This window comes from Synechococcus elongatus PCC 11801 (assembly GCF_003846445.2).
Lineage (GTDB): Bacteria > Cyanobacteriota > Cyanobacteriia > Synechococcales > Synechococcaceae > Synechococcus > Synechococcus elongatus_A.
In genome coordinates, this window is the sequence record NZ_CP030139.2 from 1,432,377 (window position 1) to 1,454,801 (window position 22,425).

Consider the following 22,425-nt stretch of genomic DNA (forward strand, 5'->3'; position numbering starts at 1 on the left):
TGGAGCAGTTTAAACGCGGGTGGCTCGATTGGCGCCGCGCTCCAATTCCCGTGATTTTTTACCACGCCAGAAGAGGCGGATTGGGGTGCCGCTGAAGCCGAGGCTTTCCCGGAATTGGCGCTCAATGTAGCGGCGATAGGATTCGCCAAACAGCTTGGGATCGTTGACAAACAGCGTGAAGCTAGGCGGCTGGGTGGTGACTTGGGTGCCGTAGTAAATCCGACCCTGACGACCTTGACGTGTGGTTGGTGGTGTTCGCCAAGCGATCGCATCACCCAAGACTTCATTGATTACGGAAGTGCCGACGCGGCGACGGTGCTGCTCTACCACGGTGTTGACTTGGTCGAGAATCTTCTCAACCCGCTGACCAGTCAGCGCACTGACAAAAATCATCGGTGCCCAGTCGAGGAAGTAGAGGCGATCGCGCAGTTGCCGTTCCACCTCGTAGATGGTGCTGGAGTCTTTTTCGTGGGCATCCCACTTGTTGACGACGATCACGCAAGCACGGCCATCTTCTTCGATCCGACCTGCCAGTTTTTGATCTTGATCGGTGACGCCATCCAGCACATCGATCACCAGTAAGCAGACATCTGCCCGACGGATCGCTTTGAAGGAGCGATTAATTCCGAAAAACTCAGGGCCGTAGTCAACCCCGCGTTTACGGCGAATCCCTGCTGTATCCACCAAGCGATAGCGCTGATCGTTGCGCTCAATCACTGTGTCGATCGCATCACGAGTTGTACCCGCGATCGGGCTGACGATTGCCCTTTGTTCACCCAAGAAGGAATTGAGCAGACTAGATTTACCGACATTGGGACGACCGACGATCGCTACACCAATTTCCGTTTCTTCCTCAGCTGATTTATCTGCAGGTGGCAACAGCTCGACAACGCGATCGAGCAACTCACCTGTACCACTGCCATGAATGCTGGAAATCGGCAGTGGTTCACCAAAACCTAAGCCCCAAAATTCCGCTGCTTGGGCAGCACCTTTGTCGGGCGACTCGCATTTGTTGACAGCCACTACGATCGGTCGATTTTGATGGCGCAGCCAGTCGGCAATTTCACTGTCGGCTGCCGTTAGACCTGCCTGTCCATCGACGACTAAAACAGCCAGAACTGCTTCTGCTAAAGCCAACTCAGCCTGTTCACGAATCAGTGGTAAAAACTCGGTGTCGTCGTCAAAAACCAAACCACCAGTGTCAACTACCGTAAAATCGCGATCGCACCAGAAGGCTTCTTGATACGTGCGATCGCGGGTGACACCGGGTTCATCGTGGACGATCGCTTCGCGGCTGCCGGCCAAACGATTGACTAACGTAGACTTCCCAACATTTGGTCGGCCAAGAATGGCGACAATCGGCAGCGGCATAACAGTCTTACTTACATGCAAACCTTCATTCTAGTCATCCCGCTCCGGGCTCGGTAAGTTGCATGAGGGCAGTCTCCATTGCTTCCACAGTGGTGGTTGCTGTCCCAAACACGCGCACCACAAGGCTGGCGGCCAGATTACCAAGCACAGCCGCTTCCCAGAAATTCGCGCCGGACACCAACGCAAGCGTTAGAGCGGCGACGACCGTATCGCCTGCTCCAGTCACATCAAAAACATCCGTGCGATTGAAGGCAGGAATGTGGTGCTGCTCCCCATTGGCGGCAAATAAGCTCATGCCCTCTTCACCTCGAGTGATCAAGACGGCCTTGGCGCCGGTTTTCTGGAGCAAATCTTGCCCAGCGCGTTGGAGATCTGCCGCATTGGCAATTGCATAGCCAACCGCTAACTCTGCTTCTGGCAAGTTAGGTGTGAACAGGGTCGCCCCCCGAAAGCGATCGAGATCGACCTGAGCATCGACGACCAGACGCGGGGCTGCCGCGATCGCATGAATCACCGGATCGGAGAGGACGCCGTCGCCGTAGTCGGAGCCAATCACCGCATCAACGCGATCGATCTGCTCAGTGATGTAGCGCGCTAACGCCTGCTGATGGTGTTGCGATGGTGGCTCATCCGACTTGCGATCGAGCCGCACGATTTGCTGCGTCACGGATTGGCGAGCGTGGCCAGAAATCCGCGTTTTGGTCACCGTTGGCCGTTCTTCTTCGACCAAAATGCCCTGGGTATTGATCTGAACTGCTTCAAAAATTGATCGTAGGGCACGACCCTGCTCGTCATCCCCCACCAACCCCACGGCTAGAACCTGAGCGCCGAGACTGGCGCAGTTGTAGATCGCGTTGGCACCCCCACCAGGAATGCGGCGGGTTTCTTCGTGGCGCAGAATCGCGACGGGTGCTTCTCGAGACAGCCGCTCAACCCGACCGGTCAGGAATTCATCCAGTGTCAGATCGCCGACCACCATCACCTTGGCTTGGCGAAAACTCTGCACAAGCGTGATCAAGCGATCGCGCTCACGCAATAACTGAGACTGAAATGTCGGGTCCAGACGCATCGCCGCCTTCCATGCTGGCTAACTATTGTGGCGGAGAATGGTCCTCTCAACCGGTGGTAGCGGGCGGAGTCGGGCAGTTGGAGGATTCCGATCGCACAAATTCAAGGTTGATCAGTTTTAGCTCGGTGCGACTACCAAGGGGATAGGGCTGTTTTGCTAGCGCAGCGATCGCCTGTTGATTGAGAATCGGATAGCCACTGCTGACCAAGACCTGCGGCGGCTCTAATGCCTTCCCATTCGCACCAACTAGCACGGCAAGTTGCGCTGGTTTCACCTGCTCAAAACAGCGATCGCCCTCGGGCAGAGGCAGTTTGATCGCGATCGCTTGATTGGGGATTTTGAGGTCGGGATAGTCGGTCTGGAGCGCAGCGACAAACTCACCGAGCTTGCCAAACCCAAGGCTGGGATCAGTGCCTTCGACAGTGAACGCATAGAGCGATTCATCGACCACCGCCGTTTCCGTGCCTGTGGGTGACGCCTGAGGCGTCGATTCAGTTTGAGCCGCAGGTGGCGTGTCGCTTACCGGCGGTGCCGGCGGAGCAATATCGCTAGCCTCAGGGACTGGAGGTGGTGGCAACTGGGGGGGAGGCGACGTTGGAACGGGGAGATTGAGTTCTGGCAGAACGAGGGGTTCAGGCGGTGGTGGCAACACCATCGGCGACATCAGCGCCGATAGATCGGGCATGCCGCTAAAGGGCACTGCAGGCGTACTAACGGGATTGGGAGCCGCGCCACGGAGTGATTCTGGGAGCCGCGCAAATTCATCCGCAGTCAAAGCCCGTGTTTGCACTGGTTCTCGTTTGGGCTTGGTCGGTGCGGGATCGGACAAGTAGGGGAAGACCGCGAAAAAGATGCCATGGGCACCAACCGAGATCAGAAGAGCGATCGCAAACGGATTGCGCAGCCAATGCCGAGGTTCAGGCTGAGGCAGAGGAGCGGTCTCCAAGGGACGAGACGGCGCAGCAGTCATAGGCCAGTCGAAAAGGCGATCGCAGAGGAGGCAGTGCGCCAATCCTATCCCGAGGATGGAGAGGGCTGTTGGTCTGCAGGATCACGATAGGACAGTTCTGGGAGTGGATTGTGCGATCGACTCCAGTGGCTAGGCGCTGAGGTTCGAAATGTCACAGGCAAAACTCAGCAAATGGCAAGGGAGCAGTGATAATCAATCCACTTGTTGATCATCTCGCTCGCACACTCTGCAGGCTGAATTGGAGATGAGTAACTGACTCGTGAGTGATGATGTAACCGGTTGGTACCGTCAGTGATGTCTGGTTTCCCGAGGATTCTGCAACTGTTTAACAGTCGATGGCGTGGCTGGGGCCAGCTGTTGGTAACAGGCTGCCTGCTACTTGTTCTGACGGCCTGTACAGCCACCCCGAGTGCTGATGCCAGCGAAGCCGAACTGGCGGCCATCTTGGCGCAATTACCGGATCCGGCACCTCTCACAGGTGGCCCCAATCCTTTTAAGACACCGCCGGTGCCACGCAACCTGCCACCGACACGAGCAACCGCTGTTGGCCCAGTCTGTCAAGCCATGCAGCCAGCGATCGGCCGTGAAGCCTACAGCATGGCTAACTTTCGGCCCGAGATTCGATCAGCTTGGGCCCATCCCACCAATTTTGGCGATCGCGCCGCTGTCGATCGCAACGGCCAGCCAGTCGATAACCGCATCAGCTTGATCGTCCTACATGAGACGGTGGCTTCAGCAGATTCTGCGATCAACTTCTTCCAAACCCCACATCCACGCGATGAGGATCAGGCCAGCTACCATGCGCTGATTCGTCGTAATGGCACGATTGTCTACACGGTGCCACCCGATAAGCGCGCCTTTGGGGCAGGCTCCTCCAGCTTCCGCGGTGAATCGGTACGCTTTAATCCCAAACTACCGGGCTCCGTCAACAACTTTGCACTCCATGTCAGTCTGGAGTCGCCGCGGGACGGTCGCGACAATCGACGGCGGCACAGCGGCTACACAGCTCGACAGTATGATTCTTTGGCTCTGATTGTGCAGCAGTGGATGACGGGTTACACGATTCCAGGCGATCGCATTACCACTCATGCTGCAGTTGATCAGAGTGGATCACGGATGGACCCCAGAAGTTTCCAATGGCAGCGGTTAGCGCAGCGGCTGCAACTTCTCAATGAAGGGACAATTCCCGGCTGTGCTGATCCCGATGTAGGAGCAGGCTCCTCGTTGTGAATCACTGAGTGGATTTGGACGATCGCTCTAGGAACAGCACTAACTAGGACTGCATCTGTGCAGAAATAAAACGACTGGGCTGAATAATTATTTTGTAAAGCTTTTCATCATTCATTAAATCAGTTGGTGAGGTTGGCCAACAGGGCACCAGCGATCGCTAGCCTAAATGCAGAACCTTAGCATTCGCTTCAGTTTGCTACGACGATTCACCTCACTTGTATGGGAGGGGCATATGACCTCCGTTCGTGTTCGTATTCGGCATCAAAAAGGTCAGCAGCCTAGCTACCTCGGTCATATTTTCCAAGGCGATCGCTTGCTTGCAGTAGTCAGTGGACGCACAGAGCTGGAAACCTCTCGCCAAGCCGAAGTTTGGCTCAACCAGCAGCTTGAGCCAGCCTTGGTTTAACAGCTCACTGAGCCTTGTTGTAATGAGCTGACTCTAGATGTCTACATCCGTAAGCCTCTTCATGCCTGTTGCTGGAGAGGCTTAAAGCTATGGGGATGAAAGAGGACTGATCCCCATAAACAGCCCTTGAGTTTATCTGAAGAAGGCTGTCGATTCATGGGGATCTTTCTACGCTGAAGGAGAAATTCGCGCAGTCATTGCGGGGATGTCTTCATGGCACAAGCCACGATTTCTGAGACCCATACGCGAGATCTCGATCGGGATTGCACCACTCTGTCGCGACATGTTCTCGAACAGTTGCAAAGTTTTGGCCCCGAAGCCCAAGACCTTGCAGCCTTGATGCAACGGATTGGTCTTGCCGCCAAACTGATTGCCCGTCGCCTCAGCCATGCAGGGCTGGTGGACGATGCCCTGGGTTTCACCGGAGAGATCAACGTCCAAGGCGAAGCCGTCAAACGGATGGATGTCTACGCTAACCAAGTCTTTATCTCAGTCTTTCGGCAGAGTGGCTTGGTCTGTCGGCTGGCTTCCGAGGAAATGGAGAAGCCCTACTACATCCCCGAAAACTGCCCGATCGGCCGCTACACGCTGCTCTATGACCCCTTGGATGGCTCGGCCAATGTCGATGTCGATCTCAATGTCGGCTCGATTTTTGCCGTTAGACGCCAAGAGTTCTATGACGAGTCCCACGAAGCCCGCGATTTACTACAGCCTGGCGATCGCCAAATTGCAGCTGGCTATGTCCTTTATGGTGCCAGTACGCTGCTGGTCTACAGCATGGGTCAGGGCGTCCATGTCTTTGTCCTAGACCCAAGCCTCGGTGAGTTTGTCCTGGCTCAGTCCAACGTGCAAATACCCGATTCTGGACAGATTTACAGCGTCAATGAAGGCAATTTTTGGCAATGGCCTGAAGGCTATCGCCAGTACATTCGGGAAATGCATCGCCGCGAAGGCTACAGCGGCCGCTACAGCGGAGCACTGGTGGCGGACTTTCACCGCATCTTGATGCAGGGCGGCGTCTTCCTCTATCCCGAAACGGTCAAAAATCCCGCTGGCAAATTGCGGCTACTCTACGAAGCTGCTCCCATGGCTTTTCTAGCCGAACAAGCTGGGGGCAAAGCCAGCGATGGCAGGCAACCCATTCTTGCGCGACAACCCCAAGCCCTCCACGATCGCTGCCCGTTGATCATTGGCAGTGCAACTGATGTTGACTTTGTCGAAGCTTGCTTGGCTGAGTCGGTGCCGTAACTGAGGCTAGCTCGCCTCTCGTCCTTTCCCCCAATCAATTGATCCTGATGACTCCCAAACTGCTTGAAAATCCGCTCCGCGTTGGACTCCGCCAAGATAAAGTCCCTGAGCCGCAAATCCTCGTCATCTTTGGGGCCACAGGCGATTTAACCCAGCGCAAACTGGTGCCCGCCATCTACGAGATGCACCTCGAACGGCGGCTACCACCGGAACTAACGATCGTGGGGGTGGCGCGGCGCGACTGGAGCGATGACTATTTCCGCGAGCACCTTCGCCAAGGGGTTGAAGAATTTGGTGGCGGTATTCAAGCAGAAGAAGTTTGGAACACGTTTGCCCAAGGTCTTTTCTTTGCCCCAGGCAATATTGATGATCCCCAGTTTTATCAGACCCTCCGCGATCGCCTGGCAAGTCTGGATGAGCTGCGCGGTACGCGGGGCAATCGCACCTTCTACTTGTCAGTTGCGCCGCGCTTCTTCGGTGAGGCGGCAAAACAACTGGGAGCAGCAGGGATGCTCGCCGATCCAGCTAAGACCCGGTTGGTGGTGGAAAAACCCTTTGGCCGCGACCTCAGCTCCGCGCAGGTTCTGAACGCCATCTTGCAGAACGTTTGCCGCGAAAGTCAGATCTATCGCATTGATCACTACCTCGGTAAAGAAACAGTCCAAAACCTCTTAGTCTTCCGCTTTGCCAATGCCATTTTTGAACCGCTCTGGAACCGGCAATACATCGACCATGTCCAAATCACGGTGGCCGAAACCGTTGGGCTAGAAGGCCGAGCTGGCTACTACGAAACAGCTGGGGCCCTGCGAGATATGGTGCAAAACCACTTGATGCAACTGTTCAGTTTGACGGCGATGGAGCCGCCAAACTCCTTAGGTGCTGACGGCATCCGCAATGAAAAGGTCAAGGTGGTGCAAGCAACGCGACTGGCAGACATCGAAGACTTGAGTCTGTCAGCAGTTCGTGGGCAGTACACCGCAGGCTGGATGAATGGCCGTCAAGTGCCTGCCTATCGGGATGAGGAAGGGGCGGATCCTCAGTCCTTTACTCCCACCTATGTCGCCATGAAATTGATGGTCGATAACTGGCGCTGGCAAGGCGTGCCTTTCTATTTACGGACGGGCAAGCGGATGCCTAAAAAGGTGACGGAGATTGCGATTCAGTTCAAAACGGTGCCGCACCTGATGTTTCAGTCGGCTACTCAAAAGGTGAACAGTCCCAACGTCTTAGTCCTGCGGATTCAGCCGAATGAAGGGGTGTCGTTGCGCTTTGAGGTGAAAACGCCGGGATCCTCGCAACGAACGCGATCGGTAGACATGGACTTCCGCTACGACACGGCTTTTGGGTCGCCGACCCAAGAAGCCTACAGCCGTCTGTTGGTGGACTGTATGCTCGGCGATCAGACCCTATTCACCCGCGCCGATGAGGTCGAGGCATCCTGGCGGGTGGTAACGCCTCTACTCGAGACTTGGGACGATCCCCGTCAAGCGGCTGGGATCTCCTTCTATGAAGCGGGTACTTGGGAGCCGGCAGAAGCTGAGCAGTTGATCAACCGCGATGGTCGCCGCTGGCGTCGTCTCTAGCCGCCTCGCCGTAGTGATGGACCCTTCTGGAGATTCTGAATGACGACCGCTACCCCTCTGCTCTCGCTGCAAAAACCAACGCCGATCGCCCTTGCCGAAATTGAAGAATCCCTGAGTCAGCTCTGGGCCAACCAACAACATAGTGGGGCTGGCACCCTCGTCTCTCGAGCCACGACCTTCAGCATCGTGGTCTATGAACCTGAGGAGTTCCAACAGATTTTGGCGGCTCTTGGTTTGTACCATGGGCACCTCGATGGCTTGCATGGACCCGTTACCCGTGCTGCGATCGCCCAAGCCCAGACACAATTGGGCTTGCCGGCAACTGGCCGTCCCGACAGTGCCACGCTCAAAGCGCTCCGACAGGCCTATCAAGCGCTACAGCATCCGCCGAGCTTGACGAATCAAGACTTGCGCGGCGCCGTGCTCAGCAATGTCATTGCCACACAAAACCCCTGTCGGATCGTTAGCCTCTGTCCCACGCTTGAAAGCGATCGCCCAATCAGCGCTGAAGTCTCGGCTTACTGCCCGATTACTTCAGCCAAGCAAGCCTCACTGATTTGCTGCGAAGCCGTGACCCTGCGAGGCTCTCGGGAAGAGATGGAGGCGATCGGCTCTTTTGTTAGTGAGCTGCTGCTGCCGGGGCTACCCCGCTACGTCTGGTGGAAAGCGACACCCAATCCTGAGCAAGTCCTCTTTCAGCAGTTAGCGAGCTCCTGCAACTGCATGATTTTTGACTCGTCCTACTTCAGCGATCCTGAAGCTGAATTTCTCCGTTTCCAAGATCTGATCGATCAGGAAACCTACATCGCCGATCTGAACTGGCACCGCTTAGCTGCTTGGCAGGAGCTCACCGCTGCTGCCTTCGATCCCCCAGAGCGTCGCGATGGACTACTGGAAGTGGATCAACTAGTGATCGACTACGAAAAAGGGAATCCAGCTCAAGCGCTGATGTACATGGGCTGGATTGCCAGCCGTTTGGGGTGGCAACCAGTCACCTACCGCTGCGAAGGCGGCGAGTACGACCTCAGAGAGATTGAGTTCCGCACGGAGGACGATCGCACGGTCAAAGTCGAGCTGGCGGGAATCCCTGTTGGGGATCCGGGGCTGGTCTTGGGCGACCTGATTGCCCTGCGCCTCACCTCTGAGAATCCTGACGCTGACTGCTGCACGATTCTCTGTTCGGAGACGACGGGTTGTATGCGGATGGAAGCAGGTGGTAGCGCCCAATCTTGCCGAACCGAGCAGGTTGCACCACCTTCTAACGAAACCTCAGAGTCTTTGCTGGCAATGCAAATGCAACGTTGGGGACGGGATGCCCTCTACGAAGAAAGTCTGGCGGTCATTGCAGCAGCACTGCGCCAACGCACAGACGCCTAAAGGAAAAGTACGGCGCGCCAATTCTTATGTTTTGAGGCACAAAAAAGGGGACTGCGATCGCAGTCCCCTTTTTACTGTCAGTGAATGAGCGTTAACCGTCGAAGCTTAGAACAAGCCGAGGGTCAGCGATTTGTCGATCGGCAGGGCAGCGCCAATTCCGAGGTAGAGGGTGAAGACCGTACCAAACAGGAAGACTGCCGTTGCGATCGGGCGACGGAAGGGATTTTGGAACTTGTTAACGCTTTCGATGAACGGAATTGCGATCAAGCCCAAAGGAATCATGGACTGCAGGACAATACCCAGCAGTTTATTGGGGACGATCCGCAGGATTTGGAAGACGGGGTAGAGATACCACTCCGGCAGAATTTCCAGCGGCGTTGCGAACGGATCAGCGGGTTCACCCACCAAAGCGGGATCTAGAACCGCCAAGCCGGTCAGGCAGGCGATCGTTCCCAGAATCACCACCGGGAACATGTAAAGCAAATCATTGGGCCAAGCGGGCTCGCCATAGTAGTTATGGCCCATGCCTTTGGCCAGCTTTTGGCGCAGAATCGGATCGCTGAGATCCGGCTTCTTCAAGATAGACATGATGCGTGCTCTCCTTGGGAAGGTCTCGTTCGAGTCAGTAGAGAGGAGAAAGGCGCTGACCGTTGTAACCAGCGCCAAACCCAAGCTTGTTTGCCCTTAGAGGGGACCGGAGATGCCTTGCTTCCGGATCATCAGGAAGTGCAGCAGCATAAAGACTGCAATCAACCAAGGCAAGACAAAGGTGTGGAGACTGTAGAAGCGGGTCAAGGTTGCTTGACCAACGCTTTGGCCACCCCGCAGCAGTTCAACCATGGCAGAACCAACCACGGGAATCGCTTCAGGCACACCGGAGACGATTTTGACCGCCCAGTAGCCGACTTGGTCCCAAGGCAGCGAGTAGCCGGTCACACCGAAGGTGACCGTGATTACTGCCATCACGACACCAGTGACCCAGGTCAATTCGCGGGGGCGTTTGAAACCACCGGTCAGATACACACGGAAAACGTGCAGGATCATCATCAGCACCATCATGCTGGCCGACCAGCGGTGGATGGAGCGGATCAGCCAACCGAAGTTGACTTGGTTCATGATGAATTGCACGGAGCTATAAGCTTCAGCGACCGTCGGCTTGTAATAAAACGTCATTGCAAAGCCGGTGGCAAACTGAATGAGAAAACAAGTTAACGTAATCCCGCCCAGGCAATAGAAGATGTTGACGTGGGGAGGAACGTACTTGCTGGAAACGTCTTCAGCGATCGCTTGGATCTCTAGACGCTCCTCGAACCAGTCGTAGACCTTCGACATGAATCCGCAAGTTCCTAGTGATGCTTACGAAAAAATGTAACACAGTCAGCTGAGCGGATCCGTGGCGAAACGACGTAGCTCCGGCTAGGTTTGAGCTGTTGAAGTCGTCGATCAACAGCGGTCTGAACTCGTTTTTGTCAAGGTCTGTTCCTTGGCGCGACCGAACGCTCTAACGCTTAATATCCTGAAAGGTTTGTAAAGTTCTGTTAATGATCCAGCCATTTCTGAAGCGATCGCTCCTTTGGCTTGCGCTGTTGTTCTGGTTGGCAACGGCAGCTCCGGCCTTAGCCCTGACAGAAGAGCAGAAACTGTTTAACGAGGCTTGGCGCATCGTCAACCAGTCCTATGTGGATCCCGGTTTCAACCACACCAATTGGTATCAGCTGCGCGAGAAGATTCTGAAGAAGCCGCTGGCCGATCGCGAACAGACCTATACCGCGATCGAAGGGTTGTTAGCCAAGCTGGATGATCCGTTCACACGACTGCTACGGCCGGATCAATACCGCAACCTCCAAGTCTCGACAGCAGGTGAGTTGTCCGGCGTCGGCTTGCAGATTGGTTTTGAGGCTGAAAGCGGCGATGTGGTGGTGATTGCCCCGATCGAAGGTTCGCCGGCAGCCCAAGCCGGCCTATTGGCGGGCGATCGCATTTTGACTGTGGATGGCGTGGCAATTTCAGGCCGAGAACTGGATGAAGCCGCTGCTCGGATGCGGGGTCCCCGTGGCACGACAGTCGCGCTGCAAGTGCTTCGCGATCAACAAACTTTGGATTTTGAATTGGTTCGCGATCGCATCAGCCTCAATCCAGTGCGATCGCAGATCGATCGGGATGGCGATCATCCGACGATTGGCTACATTCGCCTCAGCCAGTTCAACGCCAATGCATCGGTAGAGGTAGCCCATGCGATCGCCCAGCTTGATCAGCAAGGGGCAGAGGCCTTTGTCCTTGACCTCCGTAATAACTCGGGCGGGTTACTGACTGCGGGCATCGAGATTGCGCGGGAATGGCTGGATGAAGGCGCGATCGTCTATACCGTTAACCGGCAGGGGGTGCTGGATAGCTTTGCGGCCAATGGTCAGGCACTGACGGATAAACCGTTGGCTTTGTTGGTCAATCGCGGTACTGCTAGCGCCAGCGAGATTCTGGCGGGGGCGCTACAGGACAATGAACGCGCCATCTTGGTTGGCGATCGCACCTTTGGCAAAGGCCTGATTCAGTCTCTATTTGAGCTGTCGGATGGGGCAGGTTTAGCAGTCACCGTGGCCAAATACGAAACGCCCAACCATCACGACATCAATAAGCAAGGGATCCAGCCGGATCTCGCTGTTGAGCAGCCCGAGCCACTGTTTGCCGAGGCAATCGCATCTGCAGCCGATCGCCAATATCAGGCAGCGGTGACGGCGCTGACGGAGCAGTTGAGGCGCGATCGTGGCTAGCCGCCGCCAGCGCATCTACCACGACCCCCTACATGGGGCGATCGCCCTGCAATTTGAAGATCCGCTAGAAGCGACGTTGATCCGCTTGATCGACACGCCGCCCTTTCAGCGGCTGCGACGGATCTGCCAGTTGGGTCCCGCTAGTTTGACCTTCCATGGAGCTGAAGCCTCGCGGTTCACCCATTCCCTTGGGGTAATGCAGGTGGCGCGCCGCGCTTTTGCCCCGATCGCAGCCAATTGGCCGGAATTGGCGGTGCACCGTCCGGCGTTGCTCTGTGCCGCACTGCTGCACGACATCGGTCACACGGCCTTTAGCCATACCGGCGAGGAAATTTTTCACTGTCAGCATGAGCCTTGGACGGCGCGGCTGATCGCAGAGGATTCTCCAATTCGCCAAGCCTTAGCGGACTACGACCCAGCGCTGCCCGAACAAGTCCTCGCGGTTTACCGCAAGCAATACCAGCCCTTGCTGATCAGCCGGTTGATCACCAGTCAGCTCGATTGCGATCGCTTGGATTACCTGCTGCGCGATAGCTATTTCAGCAGGGCCAGTTATGGACGCCTCGATCTTGATCGCATCTTGTCAGCACTGCGCTTTGATCCCGAGAGCGGCGAGTTAGCCGTCGCAGAGAAAGGACTGGCGGCGATCGAGCATTACTTGGTGGTGCGATCGTTCATGTATAGCCAGGTCTATAACCATCCGAAAAACATCGTGGCTGGCTGGATGCTGGTTAGGATTTTCGAGCAGGCACGCCAGCTTTGGCACAACCAACCGCGATCGCTGTTTGTCGATCCACTCCTCCAACCTTGGTTTGAGCGATCGGTAGCAGATCTCAGTCTGGATGAGTATCTGGCAGTGGATGACATCGTCTGTCTCTACCATCTGCAGCGCTGGCAGGACAGTACGGATCCTCTCTTAGCGGATCTCTGTCGCCGCTACCGCGATCGCGATCTGCTCAAAGCCCTCAATCTCCGCGACCTCCCCGCTGAGCAGCAGCAGACCTTACTGGAGCACAGTCAGCAATTGATTCGTAGCCAAGGACAAGATCCGAATGGCTACACCGGACTTTGCCAAACCCAGAGTCGCGGCTACACGCTCTACCAGAGCGGGATTCGTCTCGCCACCGATCAGGGGCTGCTGGAAATCAGTCAACGATCGCCATTAATCCGCGCTCTGCTGGAACCGCCCAGTCAGGCTTGGTTGATCTACCCCCGGGCAATCGAAGCACCACTGAAGCAGCAGTGGCAGGCAATCCAATCTGTCTAAGCCGTTTGGAGTTGGATCCAGTCAGGATGTTCGCGTAGCGTTTGGTAATCCGGATCCTCAGCAGCCAGCGAACGATAGGTGTCGGGATCAAGGGCGATCGCCTGTTGCAGATCTGCGATCGCAGCGAGGGGCTGGTCCAGCCGAGCTTGGATGGCCGCACGGTTATACCAAGCATCCGCCAAGTCAGGATTGCCCGCGATCGCCTGATCAAATGCCGCTAACGCTGCCGTCCAGTTCTGGAGGCAAGCCCATGCTAAGCCTTGGTAATAGGACAATTCCGCTGCGGCTTCTCCCGATAGTTGCGGCAGAATCTCGGCATAAATCGCCAGCGCCTCCTCGTAGCGTTCGAGTTGCGCCAGCGCATGACCCCGTTGGATTTGCAGCAGTAAAGGGCGATCGCCGAGTAGCTCTGCATTTTCATAGGAGGTCAGAGCAGCAGCGTACTGACCCAAGTTGTAGAGGGCATGACCCCGCCACGTCCAAGCCGTAGCCTGCTGCGGTTGCAGGGCAATCGCTTGATCTAAACAGCGCAACGCCTGATCCGGCTGATCAACGCTCAGGTAAATCTGCCCTAACTGCCGCCAAGCAGGACTCTGATCGGGGTCGATCGCCACAGATTGCTCGTAGTGCCGTACCGCCTCGCGATAGCATCCCTGCTGCCAGAGGGCAAAGCCACAGTTCGCCCAAGCCTGGGCATAGTCTTCTGCCAAGGCGATCGCTTGCTGATAACTGGCGATCGCATCCTCCAACCGTCCCAGCTTGCGCAGAACAATGCCGCGATTGTTCCAAACCTCCGGCTGCTGGCGATCGCCAGCAAGGGCTTGCTCGTAGGAGTCCACCGCTTCGATCAGCCGCCCCAAATGCTCCAAAACAATTGCTCGATTATTGAGTGCCTCTGGACGTTGGGGATTGATCTCCAAAGCACAGTTGTAGCTAGCCAAGGCCTCCGTCCAGCGATTTAGTCGTTCTAGGACAATGCCGCGGTTATTCCAGAGGGTGCAATTGCGCGGCTCATGGCGCAGACGTAAGTCGTAAGCCGCTAGTAAAGCCTCTAGCGATTGATTAGAGTCACCGTTCGGTATAGACATATACGAATAGAGCGCAGACAGCGTTGCAGCTTATTATGGGCAGCGGTGTTACTCCTGCAAGCGATTTATGGCGCCCCAACCCCGCCGCATTGCGAGGCTCGGACAATTTTGGAGTGACTCAGAAAGTTTTCTGAAACTCGTTAGCAATCTCGAAAAATTCATCGCCAAGGTCCTGTCGCTGGCAATGATTGTGGTGATCATTGTCTCGACAATTGACCTCGGTATTTTTCTCATTAAAAATCTATTTATTTTTGATCCATTTTTTCTCAAGACAGCCTTATTCGAAGTATTTGGGATGTTTCTAAGCGTCTTGATCGCTCTAGAAATCCTTGAAAATATTACGGCTTATCTTCGGCGTAACGTCATTCAAGTTGAACTTGTTGTTGCCACTTCATTAATCGCGATCGCGCGGAAACTTATCATTCTTGATGTCAACAAAATCTCTACAGGCGAGTTATTTGGACTGGGATTTGCAGTGCTCGCCCTAGCAATTAGCTACTGGATTGTGCGATCGGCTCCACCTCGCAATCCTCATCCCTAGAAAAGACAACTGATTCAGTTATGAGATAACTCTTTAATTCAAGCGGAAGCTGACCGAAATTACTGCAGTCATATCCTTCTCAATTGTGCTGGTATCGTAACTACCACCATCACCCACATCGGTTGAATTAGGAGCGGTAATTTGAAACACACCTGTTTCAGCACTGGCGATCGCTGCTAGGTTACTGCCGCCTTGCTGAGCGATCGCTGCGGCGCGTTTTCTAGCATCTTCTGTCGCTTTAGCCAGCAATTCGACCCGATATTCTGGCAGTTTGCTGAAGGTATAGGCCGGCGGTGCAATTTCCAAGTTGACCCCCTCGGTGAGCAGCTGTCCAATCTCCTGCGACAGCGTCTGAATGCGGGCAACTTCAGCGCTCTCAATTGTCAGTACTTGGCTGGCTCGATACGCTGCAACTTCGTTGGTGGTGCTGCCGTTGGGCAGGGTTTGATAGATCGGGAAGGAGTTGATTACGCCACGCTGAATTTCCGCTGCTTCGACGCCATTAGCCTGCAAGAAACGGATGGTGCGATCCAAATCGGGCTGAAGGGCCTCGTAGGCGGCAGCCAAAGTCGCTGCCTGCCGGTTGACGGTAATCCGCCAAGTGACGCGATCGGAGGTGACGCGTTGCGTACTCGCACCCGTGACTGTGAGGCGATCGCTACCTCGGCGTAGATTACTGACAACCGTATTGCCAGTCCAAGCTAACCCTAAGGTCAAGATGGTAAGACCGACCACGAAGTGATGCGGATGCAATAGTCGATCAGTCCAATGGCGAGTTTCAGTCATCGCTCACACCCCATGCTGTCTTCATTCTTCAAAGCTCAGATGGGATTGGGGCGAACCATCGCATTCCCTTAAGACTCGATCGACACTGAGCAATCGCCAGAACAGCTGGAGCTTTTGGGTCTGGCAGTCATCGATGAAGGTTCGATCGCGATCGCCTCGTTGCCTGCGGTACCAGCAATGGTCTAGCCCTGCGGTAGCGTAAAGGACGAAAGACTCAGCTGCGCCAGCATGGACCTCGGGCAAATTGAAGCAAAACTGCGCAGCAGTGATGTCCAAGAACGGATTCGGGCAATGACGGCGCTACGAGCCTATGAACCCGCGATCGCGGTGCCCTTATTGCAGAATTGCTGCCAAGACAGTGAGTTTGTGGTGCGATCGCTGGCGGCTATGACGCTAGGCCACAAGCGTACGCCCGAGAGTTTTGCCATCTTGCAAGGACTGCTGCATGACGATGCCGACGCCAATGTGCGGGCTGAGTCGGCCAATGCAATCGCTGCTTTTGGGGAAACGGCTCTACCAGACCTGACGCGATCATTCCGTGAAGACCAACATTGGCTGGTGCGACTGAGTATTTTGTCAGCCTTGCAAGCACTCAATCAGCCGCAAATTTTATTTGACAGCGCCGTTTTAGCACTGGGTGATGCGGATCTGAGCGTCCGGGAAGCGGCGATCGATCTACTAGCAACCTTTGCGGGTAGCCCCATGCAGACCTTTGCCCTCGATAAACTACTGCCGCTAGCGCGATCGGAACATTGGCAGTTGCGGGCTCATCTGGCGCGAGCCCTGCACTGCTTTGACCAACACCAAGCCCGTGAAACCCTGCAAACCCTGCGCCAAGACGACAACCATCATGTGGTGGCTGCCGTCCTTGAGGGCTCCGTGCGACCGAGTCCTAGCCTCGGTTGAGCATCGATTCTAGTGCCGCGATCGTCTGATCCCCGATCGAGACACCATTGAGGCGATCGATTTCGCGAATCCCCGTCGGGCTGGTGACGTTAACTTCGGTCAGGTAGCCACCGATCACATCAATGCCAACGAAGAACAGACCATCTCGTTGGAGCCGCGGCGCTACTGCGGCACAGATCTCGCGATCGCGATCGGTGATCGGCACGGCTTCGACCCGTCCGCCCACAGCCATGTTGCCGCGAAACTCCCGTCCCGTCGGCACACGATTGACGGCGCCGAGGGGTTCTCCATTGACCAGAATGATTCGCTTATCGCCATCCTTGGCTTCCGGGAGATACTGCTGCACCATCACCGGCAGTTGACCCTGCTGGGTACTGATTTCTACCAAGGAATTGAAGTTGCGATCGCCCGGATCGAGGAAGAGAATCCCCTCCCCAGCTTTACCCCCGAGTGGCTTGAGCACGGCGGCATTTAGCTCGTCCAAGAAGGCACGAATTTCCGCTTTATTGCTGCTGACCAAAGTACGCGGCACTACAGACTTGAACTGCAGCGCGTACATCTTTTCGTTGGCGTGGCGCAGTCCTTCGGGCGAATTGACCACACGAGTCTTTTGCGGGTCGACCAAATCCAGCAGATAGGTGGCGTAGAGATAGGCGGTCGTCACCGGCGGATCTTTGCGCATGAACACGGCATCAAAGTCATGCAGCGATCGCCGTTCTGATTCTCCTGCCGTATACCAAGGGCTAGCCACCTGCCAGCGATCGCCCAGCCACTGCACCGGCTCGATTTTGAGCGGTCGCAGCAATCCCAGCGGATCGCCCACATGCACAGACAGGTCCGAAATTTCGCCGAACCAGACCTCGTGGCCGCGCAGCTGCGCCGCTTCCATCAACGCGACCGTACTGTCGTGGGTGGGATCGAGTGCCGCGATCGGGTCAATTAAAAATGCCAGTTTCACGCGGTTAGACCCAGTAAGGGATCAAGGCCACCTTGGCGATCGAGGGCATGCAGATCATCGCAACCGCCGATGTGCTGGTCATCGATGAAAATTTGCGGCAGGCTGCGGCGACCATTGGCCCGCTCAGCCATCACTGCCCGCGCGGCTTCATCGCCATCGATCGCGTATTCCTGAAAAGCCACACCCTTGCGGGTCAGCAGCGCTTTCGCCCGAATGCAGAAGGGGCAAGCGCTCCAAGTGTAAATTTCGACGTTGGCCACAGATGCAGATCCTTTACTACAGCGATCGTAAGCACTTCGGCCTGTAATTCTGCCACTCCTGCTTTCACTGTGGTGACGCGATCGCCGGTCGAGGCAAAACAAAACCCCTGCGATCGCACGATCCACAGGGGCGAAGGAGAACTCAAAGATTGAGCGATCGCGGTCTACTCTTGCAGGATCTGCGGCACACGGAAGAAGTCGCCTTCTTGCTCCGGCGCAATGCTCAGCAATTCCTCGCGGTTATCGGCCAGTTGCGTTTCATCAGGCCGCGTCACATTGACCACCTCGATTGCCCGCGTGGTCGGCTGCACGTCATCCGTCGGCAGTTCGCTTAGCTGCTCGACGTACTCCAAGATGCTATTGAGCTGCGTCGTGAACTGCTGCTCTTCTTCGGGAGTGAGCGCCAAGCGAGCCAAGTGGGCAACTTTTTGGACTTGAGCCAGATCGATCGACATGGGCAGGCAGCTAGAAGTAAACGTCAACTTTAGAACGGCCAGTGGTTTTCAGCCAGTTCTGGGCTTCGATGTAGTTGTTTGGGGCAAGGCGAATCGCCTGCGTCCAATACTCTGCCGCTTGATCGTAGTGGCGTTCGGCTTCATCATCATTGCCTGCTTCCTCCGATCGCTGACCGAGGAAGTGGTGAATGACCGCAATGTTGTTGAGCGCCTGCGGCATCTTGGGATTCAAATCCAAGGCTTGCAGATAATGATCCAGCGCTGTTTGGTGATCGCCATTGCTGGTATGCACCAGCGCAATGTTGTAGAGGATAAAGCTGCGATCAATCGGATCTTCTTCGAGCGTCAGCGCCTCTTGATAGTTCTCCAGCGCCTCGGCGTATTCGCCATCGGCTTGGGCCGACATGCCATCACGGTAGTAGGCAAACGCTTCCTTAGACTTCCGGTTGGTCGGCAACACCTTGAGAATCAGGTCTGCCATCACCGTAAAAGACTTGTCGATGAAGTTGTCGTTGCGCTGGGTTCTCGGCATGGTGCCCGGGTCATCGAAGACTTACTCAGTGTAGTCTTCAACTCCAATCATCCTGATCCTTGTTACGGCCTTGATATATCCCACCGCGTTGATGGATTTCGCGGGTGCGCTCAAACAGGCTGGCCTCATCCAACTGCCAGCGCTGCAGCGCCTTTTCAAGGTCACGCTGGATGTCGCGAGCACCGGGGAAGCCTTGATAGCGAATTTTGAGGCGCGCCAGTTCACAGAGATTGAAGTCCGTCGCTTCACCGACCAACAGGCTATCGACCGTGGTGCGATCCGATCGCCAGAGAGGATGTTCCTGATCCTTGCCGCTGGATTCGCTCATGGCCAAGTCGTTGAAGGGGCTACGTCAGTCTGCATTGTCTGATAGTGAGTGCGATCGCTCTAAAACAACCAGCGATCGAAGCAATAGGCCAAGAACAGCAAGATGCTGACGATCGCAGCACCACCCAGTACCGAGATATGGCGATCGTGACTGTTATTGGCAGATAGCCAAGGTTTGAGCACTCGCGTCAATCGGGGGATGATTCCCCATTGCAGTAGCGCGATGCCGATCGCGTTCCCGATCAAAATCGTGCTAGCCCGTCCTAAGCCTTGTAGATGCGGCGTGATCAAGAGGTTAACCAGCAGCGAAGTCGGGTAAAGGGCTAGCAAAACGGTCAGGGCCATTTTCCAACTCGGTGGTTTGTGGAGGAGTTGAGTAAACCAAGGCGCAAAGCCTTGAATCAGCACTGTTTTGGAGTAGCTGGCAATTTCGGGCGGTAGTTTCGCCAGCATTTCAGCCCGTTGGGGGGAATCGAGCCATCGCTGTAGTGCTTCCGGATCCGCAAAATGCAGAACGGCGATCCAGTTGGGATTGCGATCGCTCTCGGGGGGATAAACATCCGTGCCTTGGTAGCCCTCAAACTGAGCGGCGGTCGCGGTGATAGCTTGCTGCCACGCCAAGTAGCAGTCCGCGTAGGGGGTCGGCACAGGGTGCACAATCACAGCTGAGGTTCGGGCCGTATTTACGTGCATCGACATTCGGCAACCTCGCAGCGTGGGAATTGATCGATAGACGCTGTTTGGGCTGGCTCCCTATGCTTAGGGAAAAGCCCCTTCTTTCCAGCCTATGCCCGCCACGATCGCCCAGCCCGTTGAGGCTAGCCCGACTTCTGTTCTGCTGGAAGTGGAGGGGATGAAATGTGCGGGCTGTGTGGCTGCCGTGGAGCAGCGCCTGCAGCAGGTGGATGGTGTCGAAGCAATCAGCGTCAACCTGATCACGCGGCTCGCCAAGGTCGATTACGATGCGGCGATCGCAGATCCAGACGCGTTGACTACGGCGATCGCAGGGCTGGGATTTAAGGCGCAGTTGCGGCAAGACGGTAACCCGCTGACTTTGCCAGTTGCTGAGATTCCGCCGTTGCAACAACAGCGCTTACAACTGGCGATCGCGGCGTTCCTGCTTGTGGTTTCGAGTTGGGGGCACCTCGGTCACTGGCTCGACCATCCTCTACCGGGCGCTGATCAGCTGTGGTTCCATGCGCTGTTGGCGACTTGGGCCTTGCTGGGTCCCGGGCGTGCCATTCTGCAAGCGGGTTGGCAGGGGCTTCGCTGCGGCGCGCCCAATATGAATAGCTTGGTGATGCTGGGGACAGGCAGCGCTTATCTGGCAAGTCTGACGGCATTAATTTGGCCACAGCTCGGCTGGGTCTGTTTTTTTGATGAGCCCGTGATGCTGCTGGGCTTCATTTTGCTAGGGCGAACCTTAGAAGAGCAGGCGCGGTTTCGCAGTCAGGCGGCTCTCCAAAAGCTCTTGGCTTTGCAACCAGAAACGACGCAGTTACTGACAGCTCCGAGTTCGATCGCGCCGGATGATCTCCTTGAAGCACCGGCTCAGACTTGGCTGGTGGCGCAACTCCGCAGCGGCGACTACGTGCAAGTGCTGCCCGGCGATCGCATTCCGGTTGATGGCTGTGTTGTCGCGGGGCAGAGCAGTCTGGATACGGCGATGCTGACTGGAGAATCGCTGCCCCAAGCTTGTCAGATCAGCGATCGCGTTTGCGCGGGGACGCTCAACCTCAGCCATCGTTTGGTGATTCGAGCAGAGCAAACCGGCGGCCAAACTCGACTGGCGGCGATCGTGCGCTGTGTGGCGGAGGCGCAACAACGAAAAGCGCCGGTGCAGCGGTTTGCTGATGCGATCGCGGGGCGCTTCGTCTATGGGGTCTGTGCGATCGCGGCGCTGACCTTTGGGTTCTGGTGGACACTGGGTAGCCGTTGGTGGCCGCAAGTTCTGCAGCAGCCTTTGCCAGGTTTGCTGATCCATGCGCCGCATCACGGCATGGAGATGGCCCACAACCACAGTCATTCTCCCTTGTTGCTAGCGCTGACTTTGGCAATCAGTGTATTGGTGGTGGCATGCCCCTGTGCACTGGGTTTAGCCACACCCACCGCAATTCTGGTAGCCACAGGACTCGCCGCTGAACAGGGCATTTTGGTGCGCGGTGGCGATGTACTGGAACAGTTGGCGCGGATCAAGCACTTTGTCTTTGACAAGACTGGAACCCTGACCCAAGGCCAATTTGAGCTGATCGAGATCCGACCGCTAGCGGATGTTGAGCCCAATCGCCTCTTGCAGTGGGCAGCAGCTTTGGAAGCCGATAGTCGTCATCCTCTCGCGATCGCGCTGCAAGCCGCTGCCCGATCCGCAAATTTACCCGCTCTGACCGCTAGCGATCGCCAACAAGTTCCGGGTCTAGGAGTCAGTGGTATTTGCGAAGGGCGATCGCTGCGCTTAGGGAGTCCTGCTTGGGTGCAGCTCACTGCTGAAAAGTTACCGACTGGTTCCACTGCCGCAACGCCAATTTTGCTGGCCGATGATCAGCAACTGCTCGGTTGTTTCTGGCTACAGGATCAACCGCGTCCCGAGGCGGCAGAAGTTGTCCAAGCCCTGCGATCGCGGGGTGCGACTGTACAAATTCTCAGTGGCGATCGCCAGACCACAACTGCGGCACTAGCCCAACAACTTGGGCTGGAAGCTAACAGTGTGGTGGCGGAAGTTTTACCTGAAGCCAAGGCAGAAGCGATCGCGACCCTCCAAGCAGATGGTGATGCAGTCGCGATGATCGGTGACGGTATCAACGACGCACCCGCTCTGGCAACAGCTGCCGTGGGGATTAGTCTGGCAGCCGGCAGCGACATTGCGCAGGACAGCGCGGGCTTACTGCTCAGCCGCGATCGCCTCGACAGTGTGCTGGTGGCTTGGGAACTCAGCCAAATGGGTCTGCGAACGATTCGCCAAAACCTGACTTGGGCACTGGGCTACAACTTGGTGATGCTGCCCCTAGCAGCGGGTGCTTTCCTGCCTGCCTACGGGCTAGCACTGACGCCCGCGATCGCAGGGGCTTGCATGGCGGTCAGCTCTCTCGCAGTTGTTAGTAACTCGCTGCTGCTGCGCTATTGGTTCCGGCGATCGCTCAACCATTCAGTTTCTGCCTGAATCCCCCAGAACGTTTCTAGCTCTGACTTGCCCCTCACCAGAGGTCAACACCAGCTAGTTTTACCCGTTGCGATCGCTTCTCCACCGATGAGTCCTACTCGAAATCTTGTTGCGGGGGGGGCTGGG

At 56.1% G+C, this 22,425-nt stretch carries 23 protein-coding genes; 10 read left to right on the forward strand and 13 right to left on the reverse strand.

The features are described from left to right. Nucleotides 1-9 precede the first annotated feature (9 nt). Genes der through DOP62_RS06870 form a run of 3 tightly spaced genes read right to left on the reverse strand, consistent with a single transcriptional unit; the run spans nt 10 to nt 3,410 of the window. Entirely contained in the window at nt 10-1,371 is a 1,362-nt protein-coding gene (gene der, locus DOP62_RS06860) for a ribosome biogenesis GTPase Der (RefSeq protein WP_208676159.1), read from the reverse strand. 34 nt (nt 1,372-1,405) lie between these two features. Next, nucleotides 1,406-2,440 (reverse strand): bifunctional heptose 7-phosphate kinase/heptose 1-phosphate adenyltransferase, encoded by a 1,035-nt coding sequence (locus tag DOP62_RS06865; RefSeq protein ID WP_208676157.1) that lies wholly within the window; start codon nt 2,438-2,440, stop codon nt 1,406-1,408. 46 nt (nt 2,441-2,486) lie between these two features. Next, the gene (locus DOP62_RS06870) at nt 2,487-3,410 is read right to left on the reverse strand and encodes a hypothetical protein (protein ID WP_208676155.1); all 924 of its coding nucleotides are present in this window, start codon (nt 3,408-3,410) and stop codon (nt 2,487-2,489) included. Between the two features lie 294 nt (nt 3,411-3,704). Here DOP62_RS06870 and DOP62_RS06875 point away from each other — a divergent pair, with 294 nt between their 5' ends. From DOP62_RS06875 to opcA, 5 genes are all read left to right on the forward strand, one after another. Continuing rightward, on the forward strand, nt 3,705-4,640 hold the full coding sequence (locus DOP62_RS06875) for an N-acetylmuramoyl-L-alanine amidase (RefSeq protein WP_208676153.1): 936 nt from the start codon (nt 3,705-3,707) through the stop codon (nt 4,638-4,640). Nucleotides 4,641-4,872: 232 nt separating this feature from the next. Next, nucleotides 4,873-5,046 (forward strand): hypothetical protein, encoded by a 174-nt coding sequence (locus tag DOP62_RS06880; RefSeq protein WP_208676151.1) that lies wholly within the window; start codon nt 4,873-4,875, stop codon nt 5,044-5,046. 213 nt (nt 5,047-5,259) lie between these two features. Next, on the forward strand, nt 5,260-6,294 hold the full coding sequence (gene fbp, locus DOP62_RS06885) for a class 1 fructose-bisphosphatase (RefSeq protein WP_208676149.1): 1,035 nt from the start codon (nt 5,260-5,262) through the stop codon (nt 6,292-6,294). Between the two features lie 47 nt (nt 6,295-6,341). Then, entirely contained in the window at nt 6,342-7,877 is a 1,536-nt protein-coding gene (gene zwf / locus DOP62_RS06890) for a glucose-6-phosphate dehydrogenase (RefSeq protein ID WP_208676147.1), read from the forward strand. Between the two features lie 39 nt (nt 7,878-7,916). Beyond that, nucleotides 7,917-9,254, forward strand: coding sequence for a glucose-6-phosphate dehydrogenase assembly protein OpcA (opcA, locus tag DOP62_RS06895; RefSeq protein ID WP_370538758.1), 1,338 nt, complete (start codon nt 7,917-7,919; stop codon nt 9,252-9,254). Between the two features lie 105 nt (nt 9,255-9,359). Here the strand turns inward: opcA and petD are convergent, their stop codons facing one another. Together petD and petB are read right to left on the reverse strand one after the other, a co-directional pair. Continuing rightward, complete coding sequence (petD, locus tag DOP62_RS06900) at nt 9,360-9,842, reverse strand: cytochrome b6-f complex subunit IV (RefSeq protein WP_011244080.1); 483 nt, start codon at nt 9,840-9,842, stop codon at nt 9,360-9,362. A gap of 96 nt (nt 9,843-9,938) precedes the next feature. Next, nucleotides 9,939-10,586, reverse strand: coding sequence for a cytochrome b6 (gene petB / locus DOP62_RS06905; protein WP_011244081.1), 648 nt, complete (start codon nt 10,584-10,586; stop codon nt 9,939-9,941). Between the two features lie 209 nt (nt 10,587-10,795). Here petB and ctpA point away from each other — a divergent pair, with 209 nt between their 5' ends. Together ctpA and DOP62_RS06915 are read left to right on the forward strand one after the other, a co-directional pair. Then, on the forward strand, nt 10,796-12,022 hold the full coding sequence (gene ctpA / locus DOP62_RS06910; RefSeq protein WP_208676144.1) for a carboxyl-terminal processing protease CtpA: 1,227 nt from the start codon (nt 10,796-10,798) through the stop codon (nt 12,020-12,022). Beyond that, nucleotides 12,015-13,289: an HD domain-containing protein gene (locus tag DOP62_RS06915; protein WP_208676142.1), complete on the forward strand. Its 1,275-nt coding sequence runs from the start codon at nt 12,015-12,017 to the stop codon at nt 13,287-13,289. The genes ctpA and DOP62_RS06915 overlap by 8 nt, the downstream gene beginning before the upstream one ends. On the opposite strand, the gene DOP62_RS06920 is transcribed toward DOP62_RS06915, so the two are convergent. Beyond that, a complete protein-coding gene (locus DOP62_RS06920; protein WP_208676140.1) occupies nt 13,286-14,377 on the reverse strand; it encodes a tetratricopeptide repeat protein in 1,092 nt (363 codons plus the stop codon). The genes DOP62_RS06915 and DOP62_RS06920 overlap by 4 nt on opposite strands. Before the next feature lie 67 nt (nt 14,378-14,444). Between DOP62_RS06920 and DOP62_RS06925 the strand changes: the two genes are divergently transcribed. Continuing rightward, nucleotides 14,445-14,918 carry a phosphate-starvation-inducible PsiE family protein gene (locus DOP62_RS06925; protein WP_208676138.1) on the forward strand — a complete coding sequence of 158 codons (474 nt, stop codon included), beginning with the start codon at nt 14,445-14,447 and terminating at the stop codon, nt 14,916-14,918. 33 nt (nt 14,919-14,951) lie between these two features. Here DOP62_RS06925 and DOP62_RS06930 read toward each other — a convergent pair whose 3' ends face one another. Next, on the reverse strand, nt 14,952-15,704 hold the full coding sequence (locus tag DOP62_RS06930; RefSeq protein WP_208676136.1) for an SIMPL domain-containing protein: 753 nt from the start codon (nt 15,702-15,704) through the stop codon (nt 14,952-14,954). Between the two features lie 228 nt (nt 15,705-15,932). Here DOP62_RS06930 and DOP62_RS06935 point away from each other — a divergent pair, with 228 nt between their 5' ends. Next, nucleotides 15,933-16,610, forward strand: coding sequence for a HEAT repeat domain-containing protein (locus DOP62_RS06935; RefSeq protein WP_208676134.1), 678 nt, complete (start codon nt 15,933-15,935; stop codon nt 16,608-16,610). Here the strand turns inward: DOP62_RS06935 and gshB are convergent. From gshB to DOP62_RS06965, 6 genes are all read right to left on the reverse strand, one after another. Next, a complete protein-coding gene (gene gshB / locus DOP62_RS06940; RefSeq protein ID WP_208676132.1) occupies nt 16,597-17,568 on the reverse strand; it encodes a glutathione synthase in 972 nt (323 codons plus the stop codon). The genes DOP62_RS06935 and gshB overlap by 14 nt on opposite strands. Further along, entirely contained in the window at nt 17,565-17,828 is a 264-nt protein-coding gene (gene grxC, locus DOP62_RS06945; protein WP_208676130.1) for a glutaredoxin 3, read from the reverse strand. The genes gshB and grxC overlap by 4 nt, the downstream gene beginning before the upstream one ends. 164 nt (nt 17,829-17,992) lie before the next feature. Then, on the reverse strand, nt 17,993-18,283 hold the full coding sequence (gatC, locus tag DOP62_RS06950) for an Asp-tRNA(Asn)/Glu-tRNA(Gln) amidotransferase subunit GatC (RefSeq protein WP_208676128.1): 291 nt from the start codon (nt 18,281-18,283) through the stop codon (nt 17,993-17,995). Between the two features lie 10 nt (nt 18,284-18,293). Continuing rightward, nucleotides 18,294-18,815: a photosystem I assembly protein Ycf3 gene (locus tag DOP62_RS06955; protein ID WP_208676126.1), complete on the reverse strand. Its 522-nt coding sequence runs from the start codon at nt 18,813-18,815 to the stop codon at nt 18,294-18,296. A 37-nt stretch (nt 18,816-18,852) separates the two neighbouring features. Continuing rightward, nucleotides 18,853-19,143: a DUF3288 family protein gene (locus DOP62_RS06960; RefSeq protein ID WP_208676124.1), complete on the reverse strand. Its 291-nt coding sequence runs from the start codon at nt 19,141-19,143 to the stop codon at nt 18,853-18,855. A gap of 59 nt (nt 19,144-19,202) precedes the next feature. Further along, nucleotides 19,203-19,835, reverse strand: coding sequence for a hypothetical protein (locus tag DOP62_RS06965; RefSeq protein ID WP_208676879.1), 633 nt, complete (start codon nt 19,833-19,835; stop codon nt 19,203-19,205). A gap of 94 nt (nt 19,836-19,929) precedes the next feature. Here DOP62_RS06965 and DOP62_RS06970 point away from each other — a divergent pair, with 94 nt between their 5' ends. Then, nucleotides 19,930-22,299 (forward strand): heavy metal translocating P-type ATPase, encoded by a 2,370-nt coding sequence (locus tag DOP62_RS06970; RefSeq protein WP_208676121.1) that lies wholly within the window; start codon nt 19,930-19,932, stop codon nt 22,297-22,299. The last annotated feature ends 126 nt before the right edge of the window (nt 22,300-22,425 follow it).